The following is a 10,577-nucleotide window of genomic DNA, read 5'->3' on the forward strand; positions in this document are numbered from 1 at the left end:
GACAGGCGCTCTACTTCGCGGCTACCGGGTCAGCGGGTGGCTGCGGCCCGTCGCTTGTTCCAGACGTCGAACGCGACGGCCAGCAGCAGCACGATGCCCTTGACGATCTGCTGCGTCGACTGGTCGACGCCCATGAGCTGCATGCCGTTCGACATGACGGCCATGATCAGACCACCGACCATCGCGCCGGTCACCGTCCCGATGCCGCCGGTCACGGCGGCGCCACCGATGAAGCACGCCGCGATCGCGTCGAGCTCGAACATGTTGCCGGCCGCCGGCTGGGCGGCGCTCGACCGGGCCGAGAACACGACGCCCGCGATCGAGGCGAGGAAGCCCATGTTCACGAACATCCAGAAGTTCACGCGCTTCACGCGGACGCCGGAGAGCTGCGCTGCGGCGAGGTTGCCACCGATGGCGTAGACGTGGCGGCCGAACACGCTGTGCTTGGTGACCAGCGTGTAGACGAGGACCAGCACGGCCAGGATGATCAGCACCGCGGGCAGGCCACGGTAGGTGGCGAGGTTCCACGCGAACCACATGACGACGGCCGCGATCACCACGAGCTTCAGCACGAACAGCACCGGTGCCTCGACGGCCTGCCGGTACGCGATGCGCGCGCGGCGGTTGCGCCACGAGTTGTACGCGAAGCCCAGGATGCCGACCGCGAAGATCACGAGCGTGAAGGTGTCGTAGCCGTAGCCGCCGAGCAGGCCGTTGAGGAAGCCCGAGGCGATGGACGAGTACTCCGCCGGGAACGGCGAGAGCGAGATGTTGTTGAGCACCTCGAGCGTCAGGCCGCGGAACAGCAGCATGCCGGCCAGCGTCACGATGAATGCCGGGATCCCGACGTAGGCCACCCAGAACCCTTGCCAGGCTCCCACCAGGAGTCCCGTGCCGATGGCGGCGAGCACGCCCACCCACCAGGGCAGGCCGTTCCGGATCACGACCACGGCGGCCACCGCGCCGGTCAGCGCGACCACCGAACCCACCGACAGGTCGATGTGCCCGCCGATGATGATGATCACCATGCCGATGGCGAGGATGAGGATGTACGAGAACTGCAGCACGAGGCTGGTCATGTTCCGCGAGCTGAGCAGCAGCCCGTCGGTCAGCACGGTGAACAGCACGACGATCAGCACGAACGCGATGTAGATGCCGCTGGTGCGGATGTTGCGGGTGAACAGTTCCCGGAGGTTCGCGATGCCGGTCATACCTTCGTCTCCTGCGTGTTCTCCTGGGTCATGAGAGCCATGAGTCCTTCCTGGGTGGCTGAGGCCACGTCGACCTCGCCAGTGATACGGCCGAAGGCCAGGGTGTAGATGCGGTCGCAGATCCCGAGGAGCTCGGGGAGCTCCGAGGAGATGACCAGCACGGCCTTCCCCGCCGCGACCAGCTCGTTGATGATGGTGTAGATCTCGTACTTGGCGCCGACGTCGATGCCGCGGGTGGGCTCGTCGAGGATCAGCACCTCAGGCGCGGTGTACAGCCACTTGGACAGCACCACCTTCTGCTGGTTGCCGCCCGAGAGCTTGCCCACCTCCACCAGCACGTTGGGGGTGCGGATGTTCATGGACTCGCGGTACTCGCCCGCGACCTTGAGCTCCTCGTTCTCGTCCACGAAGCCGTTCCTCGACAGCTTGCCGAGGCCCGCCGCCGAGATGTTGCGCTTGATGTCCTCGATGAGGTTGAGCCCGTACTGCTTGCGGTCCTCGGACACGTACGCGATGCCGGCCTTGATCGCGTCCGGCACGCTGTGGACGTTCACTTCCTTGCCGTGCACGAAGGCCTTGCCAGAGATGTCGCGCCCGTACGAACGGCCGAACACCGACATCGCGAGCTCCGTGCGGCCGGCGCCCATGAGGCCGGCGATGCCGACGACCTCGCCGGCGCGAACGTTCAGGCTCGCCCCGTCGACGACGACGCGCCCAACCTGGGTCGGGTGGTTCACCGACCAGTCCTCGATGCGCAGCACCTCTTCGCCCGGGTGCGACTCGCGGTCGGGGTACCGGTTGTCGAGGTCACGGCCCACCATGCCGCGGATGATGCGGTCCTGGATCGCGTCGGACGAGCCGCCCGCCTCGGCCATGTCGAACGTCTCGATCGACTGGCCGTCCCGGATGATCGTGGTGCGGTCGGCGATCTCGGCGATCTCGGCGAGCTTGTGGGAGATCATGATCGACGTGATGCCCTGCTGCTTGAACTGCCGGAGCAGTTCGAGCAGGTGCTCGGAGTCGTTGTCGTTCAGCGCCGCCGTCGGCTCGTCGAGGATGAGCAGGCGCACGTCCTTCGAGATCGCCTTGGCGATCTCGATGAGCTGCTGCTTGCCGACGCCGAGCGCCGAGACGAGGGTGGTGGGCGACTCGCTGAGGCCCACCCGCTCGAGCAGGGCGGCCGCCTCGTGGTTGGTGCGGTTCCAGTCGATGGCGCCGCCCGCACGACGGCGCTCGTTGCCGAGGAAGATGTTCTCGGCGATCGACAGGAACGGGACGAGCGCGAGCTCCTGGTGGATGATCACCACGCCCCGCGCCTCGGAGTCGTTGATGTTGCCGAACTGGGCGGTCTCGCCGTCGAGCACGATGTCGCCCTCGTAGGTGCCGTGCGGGTACACGCCCGACAGCACCTTCATGAGGGTGGACTTGCCCGCCCCGTTCTCGCCGCAGATCCCGTGGATCTCGCCTCGACGGACGATGAGGTTGACGTCCTGGAGTGCCTTCACCCCAGGGAATGTCTTGGTGATGCCGCGCATCTCGAGGATGTCGGTCGGCGCCGAATCGGCCATGCCAGTCCTTGTCGCGTACTAGTCGCCAGTAGTGATGGTGCGGTGCCGGACGCTGACGCCCAGCGCAGGCCTGGCTCCGGCGGTCGGGCCGACCGTGAGTCACGATCGGCCCGACCGCCAGAGCGTCAGCGGTCTCGGTACCAGTGGTGCCGCGGCGGCAGACCTAGTCGGCCTGGCCGGAGGCGACCTCTTCCTCGGTCCAGTACCCGGTGTCGACCAGCGCAGACTTGATGTTGTCCTTGTCGACGATCACCGAGTCGAGCAGGTACGACGGGACGACCTTCACGCCGTTGTCGTAGTCCGTGGTGTTGTTGGCCTCGGGCTCCTTGCCGCTCAGGAAGTCCTGGGTGGCGGTGACGGCCTGCTCGGCCAGCAGACGGGTGTCCTTGAAGATGGTCGAGTACTGGACGCCGTCGTCGATCAGCTTGACCGACGCGATCTCGGCGTCCTGGCCGGTGATGATCGGCATGGCCTTGTCGCCCTTGCCGTAGCCCTCGTTCTGCAGGGCCGTGATGATGCCGCGCGACAGGCCGTCGTAGGGGGACAGCACACCGTCCACCTCTTCGCCGCCGTTGTAGGACGACGTCAGCAGGTCCTCCATGCGCTTCTGCGCACGCTCCTGCTCCCAGCGCAGGGTGGCGACGGTGTCGAAGTCGGTCTGCTTCGAGGGCACGACGATCGTCTTGTCGTCGATGTACGGCTGGATCACCGACATCGCGCCGTCGAAGAAGAACCCGGCGTTGTTGTCGTCCGGCGAACCGGCGAAGAGCTCGACGTTGAGCGGGCCCTTCGGCGCGTCAGCGGCCTTCTCGCCGTTCTCGTCGAGCAGACCGAGGCCGGTCAGCAGCGAGGTGCCCTGCTGCACGCCGACCTGGTAGTTGTCGAACGAGACGTAGAAGTCCACGTTCTTCGAGTCGCGGATCAGGCGGTCGTACGAGATGACCGGGATCCCCTCGGCCGCGGCCGCGTCGAGCTGGCTCTGCAGGGCGGTGCCGTCGATCGCCGCGATGATCAGGGCCTTGGCGCCCTTGGTGATCATCTGGTCGACCTGCTGCTGCTGGGTCGGGATGTCGTCGCCCGCGAACTGCAGGTCGACGTCGTACCCGGCCTTCTCCAGACCCGACTGGACGGCGTCGCCGTCGGCGATCCAGCGCTCGGAGGTCTCGGTGGGCATGGCGACACCCACGAGGCCACCCTCCTCGGCCTGCGCGGGAGCGCCACCGGCACCACCCGCACCAGCGCCACCGGCGCCGCCTCCGCCGCACGCGGCGAGCGAGAGGGCCATCGCGCCCGTTGCCAGCGCAGCCAGGCCACGCACTGCCCATAGCTTCCTTGCCATGACTTCTCCTCTTCGAGTTTGCCCGGGCAACGTCTCTGCGACCCGGCCGACTTCACGTTGTGAACCCAACAGATTGTGAACGCTCACACGCCCGTTGGTCAAAACCGAGTTCGGCTGAACTCCGCCACATCCGGCCGGTGACCGAGATCACCGTAGCGGTGGCGAGAGGGAAGTAAGGAGATCTTCCTGGATGGTTACGGCATCGATACAGTCAACTCTTGAATCCGGCGAGCGCCGCTCGTCTCATCGGACGCTTCCGAGCGAAAGCCCGCCCTGCCAGTACTTTTGCAGCGAGAGGAACGCCGCGACCAGCGGAACCACCGAGAGGAACGACCCGGTGACGATCAGGTTCCAGACCTGCTCGCCGCCCGCCCCCGCGTTGGAAAGGGCTTGCCAGTTGTAGACCCCGACCGTGACCGGGAGCAGGTTCGGGTCCCGGAGCACGGCCAGCGGGAGGAAAAAGTTGTTCCACGTCGCGACGGTTGTGAGCAGCAGCACAGTCACGATCGCCGGCCGCAGCAGCGGAAGCACCACCTGGAAGAAGAGTCGGATCTCACCCGCTCCGTCGACGCGGGCGGCGTCGAGGACCTCCTCCGGGACCGCGTCCTGCGCGTAGACGCGCACCAGATAGACACCGACCGGGCTGAGCAGCGACGGCAGGATCACTGCCCACATCGTGTTGAGCAGGCCCATACCGGACAGCAGCACGAAGGTGGGGATCACGAGCGCCGTCATCGGCACCATGACCGAGCCGAGGAGCAGCGCGAAGAAGACGCTCCTGCCTCGGAACTGGTACTTGGCCAGGCCGTAGCCCGCCAGCACCGACAGCACCGTCGCGCCCACGCCGCCCCCGATGGCGTACACGAACGAGTTGCGGAACCAGGTCCAGTAGATGCCGCCCTGGTGGCTGAACAGCCCCGCGATGTTGTCGCCGAGGGAGAAGTCCGAGCCGAACCAGAGCGGCGCGCCCGCGAACAGGCCCGCGTTGGTCTTGGTAGACGCCACCACCAGCCACCACAGCGGCACCACGAAGTAGATCGCGAGGATCACGAGCACCACGTGGGAGCCGATGCGGCGGCCCTGGCCCACGGGCTCCGCCGCGGTCCGGTCGGTGCGGCGGGATCGGGAAAGAAGCGTCGAGGTCGCCATCACTTGAGCCCGCTCTGCTTGCGCGTCAGGAAGAGGAACACGTACGAGCCCACGAACACGAGGAACCCGAGCGAGAACGCCAGCGTCGAGGCGTAGTTGAACTGGCTGTAGTTGAACGCCGTGGCGAACGCGTACATGTTCGGGGTGTAGTCGGTCGGGATGGAGCCCGACGCCGAGGCCCGCAGCACCTGCGGCTCCGTGAAGAACTGCAGCGTGCCGATCAGCGAGAAGACGACGATCATCACCATCGACGACGAGATCATCGGCACCTTGATCCGCAGCGCGATCTGCCGCCGGCTGGCGCCGTCGAGCACCGCGGCCTCATAGATCGACGGGTCGATCGACCGCAGGGCCGCGTAGATGATGATCATGTAGTAGCCCACCCACTGCCAGGTCACGATGTTGACCAGGGACCCGAAGATGTTGGCTGAGCTGAAGAAGTTCGGCGCGGTGAGGCCCACCAGGCCGAACACGTCCTGCGCGGGGCCGAACCGCGGGCTGTACAGGAACCCCCACATCAGGGCGCCGATCACCGCCGGGATCGCGTACGGCACGAAGATCAGCAGGCGCGTGGCCTGGCTCAGCCGCGTCGCCAGCGTGTCGAGCAGGAGCGCCGCCACGAGCGCGACCCCGATCTGCACCGGCACCATGACCAGCACGAACCGGAGCACCCGCCACATGCCCTCCAGGAACACCGGGTCCGTGAACGCCTTGACGTAGTTGTCGGCGCCCACGAACACGCTGCGCCCGGCAGTGGCTATGCCCTTGTTGTGCAGGCTCATCCACAGCGCGTAGCCGAGGGGCAGCACCAGGAACACGGTGAACACGACGGCGAACGGCGCCACGTACACGTATCCCCAGTGCTGCCGCCGGCTCGCGATCTTGCTGGTGGGCCTGCTCGCGGGCGTCCTGACGACGCTCTTGCTCCTGCTCTCGCTCGTCGCCGAGCTCGTTCCCGAGGTCATTGGGAGACCGTGAAGCCCTGCTCGGTGGCGTACTTGACGAGCCCGTCCTGAATGGTGCTCAGCGCGGCGCCCGGGTCCGTGTCCTTCTGGACCATGTCGTACAGGGCCTGCGTCTGCTGGTCGTACGCGTAGACCTGGAACGGGCTGAACGAGAAGCCCTTGTACCCGGCGGCCGCGTCGAGGAAGACGTCCTCGTTGATCTTCTGCCCGCCGAAGAACGGCGCCTTGAGGCCCGTGAACCAGTCGGCCTCGAGCGTCGGCTTGTACTGCGGCCACAGGGCCGCCTCCTTGACGCCGAGCTGCCACGCCTCGTCGGTGTCGAAGAGCTCCTTGGCCACGGTCGCTGCCGCCTCCGGCTGCTCGGACTGCTTGGTCACCGCGAAGGTGGAGCCGCCCCAGTTCACCTGGACCGGGTTCTTCGGGTCCCACTGCGGCATCGGGGCGGCGCGCCACTCGGCGTCGGAGTCGGACTCCGACAGGCCCTGGAGGTAGCCCGGGCCCCACGCCGCCGCGAGGTAGACGGCGTAGGTGCCGTCGACGAGCGCCGCGTTGTAGTCGGTGGTGAACGCGTCCTCGGTGGCGACCAGGTCGTCGTCAATCAGGCCCTTCCAGTAGCTGAGGACCTCCTCCGCCTCCGGGGTGTCCACGTTGATGCCCACCTCGGTCGGCTTCGCGGGGTCGTACTGGAACGGCTTCCAGCCGTTCTGCGCGAACAGCGCGTAGTTGAGCGCGTTGCCGTTGGTCGGGAAGTCGGTGATGCTCCCCTTGAAGCCGGCGTCGCGCAGGTCCTGGGCCGCCTTTGCGAACTCGTCCCAGGTGGTCGGCACGTCGACGCCGTACTTCTTGAAGATGTCGGCCCGGTAGAGCATGCCCATGGGGCCGCCGTCCACGGGGATCGCGTAGACGGCGTCGCCGTTGGACACGTCCGCCCAGGAGCCCTCGGTGTAGTCGTCCTTGAGCTCGCCGGCGCCGTACGCGGACAGGTCGACGAGCGAGTCGAGGATCGTGAAGGTGGGGAGCACCTCGGCCTCGAGCATGATGACGTCGGGCGCGCCGGTGTCGGCCTCGATGGCGGTCTGGAACTTGTTGTACTCGTCCGCGCCCTGGCCCGCGTTGGTCCAGCAGACCTGGATGTCGGTGTGGGTGTCGTTGAAGTTGTCGACTATCGACTCGAACGACGGGTACCACGCCCACACGGTCACCTGGGTGGCTTCGGGCTGCTTGATCTTGTTGGTGCACGACGCCTCCTCGGCGCCGCCTCCGCCGGAGCAGGCGGCGAGGCCGACAGTCGTCACGGCCATGACGGCTGCGGCAGCGACGCCTCGGCGCCGGGCTGGTTTACGCATCCGAGTCCTCCTTGATTCGGTGCCCACGGCCGGAGGGCCGAGGTGCGCCCGGCATCCTCACCGGGGTTCTTTTCAACGTTGTAGGAAACGCCGGGCACCGTTCTACCCGGTACCCGACGCCGTTGGCAAGTGGCCTGTCACCGTTGATCGGTAAAGCGTCACGGGGCAGAGTGGCCCCGAGCTGTCCCTAGGCGGACATCTCGCCGATCACGCGCCGACGGCGGGGGCGGGGGCGACCAGCTCGGTAACGCCCTCCTGGACGCCCACCACCAGGTCTGCCGCGCCCGCGGCGGCGTCGCCCGTCGACTCCCGGCCCACGATCCGCGAGTCCGCCACGATCCTCCTGAAAGGCTCCGGGTCGCCGGTCGCGCCGATCCGCGCGAGCAGCAGGCGCACCGCCGTGTGCGCGATCTGGTCCCTGCCCGGGTCTACCGAGGAGAGCGTGGGGACCGAGTACTTCGAGTCGTCGATGTCGTCGAACCCGATGAGGGCCACGTCCCGCGGGACGTCGATCCGATGCGCGTGCAGCACGTGCAGCGCACCGAGGGCGAGCGCGTCGTTGAGCGCGAAGACGGCGTCGAGCTCCACCCCGCTGTCGAGCATGCGACGCATGGCCTCGGCGCCCGTAGAGCGGTGCCAGAGGCCCGCCGGGCCGACGAGCGCGGGGTCGTATGGGAGCCCGGCCTCGGCGAGCGCCTCGCGGTACCCCGTGGTCCGCAGCGCGGCCGACCCGGTCACCTCGCCCTCGTGCGCCCCGATCAGCGCGATCCGGCGGCGGCCGAGCGACGCCAGGTGCAGGGTCGCCGCCTTCGCCGCCGCCACGTTGTTCATCGTCACGTGGTCGGCGGGCGCGCCGAACACGCTCTCGCCGAGGACCACCAGCGGGAAGTCCACGGAGAACAGGTCGAGGTCGTCCGGCCCCAGGATCAGGGGCGAGAAGATGAGCCCGTCGGTGAGGTGCTGGCGCCGGCCCGAGAGCACCTCGATCTCCCGCTGGCGGCTCGCGCTGGTCTGCTCGATGAGCACCGTCCAGCCCGCGGCGTCCGCGGCGGAGATGATGGTGTCGGCCAGCTCCGCGAAGTACGGGAGGGACAGCTCGGGGACCGCGAGCGTGATCAGCCCGGTGCGGCGCGTGCGGAGGTTCCGGGCGGACATGTTGACGCGATAGCCCAGGTCATCGATCGCCAGCTCGACCCGCTGCCGCGTCTCTGCGCGGATGTACGGGTAGCCGTTCACCACGTTCGACACGGTCTTGATCGACACGCCCGCGCGCTGTGCCACGTCGTGCATCGTCACAGCCACGCTGCCGCCTCCGCTCCCGAGTTTTCCCACAGAGTAAGGGACGACGTCGCTCCCCCGCCGCCGATCCGCTACTGTTCAACGTTGTAGAATAGCTCCGACCCGAACAACGAGGAACAATGACGACCTCCCGCACCCGCGTGCTGCTGCACCCCGACTTCACCGTCGGCACCGTCGACCGCCGCCTGTTCGGCTCCTTCGTGGAGCACCTGGGCCGCGCGGTCTACACGGGGATCCACGAGCCGGGCCACCCGACGTCGGACGGCCACGGCTTCCGCCGCGACGTCGCCGACCTGACCCGCGAGCTGGGCGTCACGACCGTCCGGTACCCGGGCGGCAACTTCGTCTCGAACTACCGGTGGGAGGACGCCGTCGGGCCCGTGGAGCAGCGCAAGCCGTTCCTCGATCTCGCGTGGCGCACCGTCGAGCCCAACGTCGTGGGGACCGACGAGTTCCTGCAGTGGGCCGAGCGCGAGGGCATCCAGCCGATGATGGCGGTCAACCTCGGCACCCGCGGCGTCGAGGAGGCCGTGGCCCTGGTCGAGTACTGCAACGGCGAGGCCGGCACCCGCTGGGCCGACCTGCGCATCGCGAACGGCCGCGAGAAGCCGTACGGCGTCAAGCTCTGGTGCCTGGGCAACGAGATGGACGGCCCGTGGCAGGTCGGGCGCAAGGACGCGCACGAGTACGGCAAGCTCGCCCGCAACGCCGGGCGCGCGATGAAGCAGGTGGACCCGTCGATCGAGCTGGTGGCGTGCGGGTCGTCCTCCATGGAGATGCCGACGTTCGGCGAGTGGGAGCGCACCGTCCTGGAGTACACGTACGACCTCGTGGACCACATCTCGATGCACGCCTACTACCAGGAGGTCGACGGCGACCGCGCGTCGTTCCTCGGTTCCGGTACGTCGATGGACCGGTTCATCGAGAGGGTGATCGCATCGGCCGACGCCGTGGGCGCGCAGCACCGCTCGGACAAGAAGATCACCATCTCGTTCGACGAGTGGAACGTCTGGTACCAGGGCCGCTTCCCCGGCGAGGAGAACCTGCCGATCCAGCGGGACGCGCCGCGCATCATCGAGGACGTCTACTCCGGGCTCGACGCCGTGGTGGTGGGCGACCTCCTGGTCACGTTGCTGAACCACGCCGACCGGGTGCCGGTCGCGTGCCTCGCCCAGCTCGTCAACGTGATCGCGCCGATCATGACCGAGCCGGGCGGCGAGACCTGGCGGCAGCCGACGTTCCACCCCTTCGCGACGACGGCGCGGCTCGCCCAGGGCGAGGCTCTCGACCTGCGCGTGTCCTCGCCGACCATCACGACCAAGGCCCACGGCGAGGTGCCGTCGGTGACGGCCGCGGCCACGCTGTCGGACGGCGCCGTGGCGCTGTTCCTGACCAACCGCTCCGCCGAGCCGGTCGAGGTCGAGCTGGCGCACCTGGGCGCGGCGCTCGAGATCGCCGAGGGCTGGTCCATGACCGCTGACCACGAGGCCGCCGTCGCGGGGCCCGAGCACGCGGAGAAGGTGGCGGCCGAGCACTGGGGCGCGTTCGACGTCGCCGGGCGGGTGGCCGGGGGCGCTGGTGCGTCGAGCACGACGGTGACGCTGCCGCCGGAGTCCTGGACCGCCCTGTCGGGAACCCTCACGTCGGTGTGAACGTCGGTGGTCGAGCTTGTCGAGACCCGGGTCTCGACAAGCTCTGTC

General features: G+C 68.1%; 8 protein-coding genes. 1 reads left to right on the forward strand and 7 read right to left on the reverse strand.

The genetic code is table 11. From position 1 onward, the window contains the following. Positions 1-29: 29 nt before the first annotated feature. The 7 genes from mmsB to ACFT2C_RS20135 all read right to left on the reverse strand — a co-directional run bounded on the left by mmsB (position 30) and on the right by ACFT2C_RS20135 (position 8,880). A complete protein-coding gene (gene mmsB / locus ACFT2C_RS20105) occupies positions 30-1,211 on the reverse strand; it encodes a multiple monosaccharide ABC transporter permease (protein ID WP_377208845.1) in 1,182 nt (393 codons plus the stop codon). Next, entirely contained in the window at positions 1,208-2,779 is a 1,572-nt protein-coding gene (mmsA, locus tag ACFT2C_RS20110; RefSeq protein WP_377208846.1) for a multiple monosaccharide ABC transporter ATP-binding protein, read from the reverse strand. The genes mmsB and mmsA overlap by 4 nt, the downstream gene beginning before the upstream one ends. Before the next feature lie 163 nt (positions 2,780-2,942). Continuing rightward, positions 2,943-4,118, reverse strand: a complete 1,176-nt coding sequence (chvE, locus tag ACFT2C_RS20115; protein WP_377208847.1) for a multiple monosaccharide ABC transporter substrate-binding protein — start codon at positions 4,116-4,118, stop codon at positions 2,943-2,945. A 243-nt stretch (positions 4,119-4,361) separates the two neighbouring features. Then, positions 4,362-5,267 (reverse strand): carbohydrate ABC transporter permease, encoded by a 906-nt coding sequence (locus tag ACFT2C_RS20120; RefSeq protein ID WP_377208848.1) that lies wholly within the window; start codon positions 5,265-5,267, stop codon positions 4,362-4,364. Further along, positions 5,267-6,232, reverse strand: coding sequence for a carbohydrate ABC transporter permease (locus ACFT2C_RS20125; RefSeq protein WP_377208849.1), 966 nt, complete (start codon positions 6,230-6,232; stop codon positions 5,267-5,269). The genes ACFT2C_RS20120 and ACFT2C_RS20125 overlap by 1 nt, the downstream gene beginning before the upstream one ends. Next, positions 6,229-7,578 carry an ABC transporter substrate-binding protein gene (locus ACFT2C_RS20130; protein WP_377208850.1) on the reverse strand — a complete coding sequence of 450 codons (1,350 nt, stop codon included), beginning with the start codon at positions 7,576-7,578 and terminating at the stop codon, positions 6,229-6,231. The genes ACFT2C_RS20125 and ACFT2C_RS20130 overlap by 4 nt, the downstream gene beginning before the upstream one ends. A 207-nt stretch (positions 7,579-7,785) precedes the next feature. Then, on the reverse strand, positions 7,786-8,880 hold the full coding sequence (locus tag ACFT2C_RS20135; RefSeq protein WP_377208851.1) for a LacI family DNA-binding transcriptional regulator: 1,095 nt from the start codon (positions 8,878-8,880) through the stop codon (positions 7,786-7,788). Between the two features lie 116 nt (positions 8,881-8,996). Between ACFT2C_RS20135 and ACFT2C_RS20140 the strand changes: the two genes are divergently transcribed. After that, positions 8,997-10,529 (forward strand): alpha-N-arabinofuranosidase, encoded by a 1,533-nt coding sequence (locus tag ACFT2C_RS20140; RefSeq protein ID WP_377208852.1) that lies wholly within the window; start codon positions 8,997-8,999, stop codon positions 10,527-10,529. The last annotated feature ends 48 nt before the right edge of the window (positions 10,530-10,577 follow it).

The sequence above is a fragment of the Promicromonospora sp. NPDC057138 genome (assembly GCF_042670845.1).
Classification (GTDB): Bacteria; Actinomycetota; Actinomycetes; order Actinomycetales; family Cellulomonadaceae; genus Promicromonospora.

What these genes read in the sequence shown, in the direction of transcription:
- mmsB (WP_377208845.1), bottom strand. Translation starts at nt 1,211, where the DNA reads ATGACCGGCATCGCGAACCTCCGGGAACTGTTCACCCGCAACATCCGC.
- mmsA (WP_377208846.1), bottom strand. Translation starts at nt 2,779, where the DNA reads ATGGCCGATTCGGCGCCGACCGACATCCTCGAGATGCGCGGCATCACC.
- chvE (WP_377208847.1), bottom strand. Translation starts at nt 4,118, where the DNA reads ATGGCAAGGAAGCTATGGGCAGTGCGTGGCCTGGCTGCGCTGGCAACG.
- ACFT2C_RS20120 (WP_377208848.1), bottom strand. Translation starts at nt 5,267, where the DNA reads ATGGCGACCTCGACGCTTCTTTCCCGATCCCGCCGCACCGACCGGACC.
- ACFT2C_RS20125 (WP_377208849.1), bottom strand. Translation starts at nt 6,232, where the DNA reads ATGACCTCGGGAACGAGCTCGGCGACGAGCGAGAGCAGGAGCAAGAGC.
- ACFT2C_RS20130 (WP_377208850.1), bottom strand. Translation starts at nt 7,578, where the DNA reads ATGCGTAAACCAGCCCGGCGCCGAGGCGTCGCTGCCGCAGCCGTCATG.
- ACFT2C_RS20140 (WP_377208852.1), top strand. Translation starts at nt 8,997, where the DNA reads ATGACGACCTCCCGCACCCGCGTGCTGCTGCACCCCGACTTCACCGTC.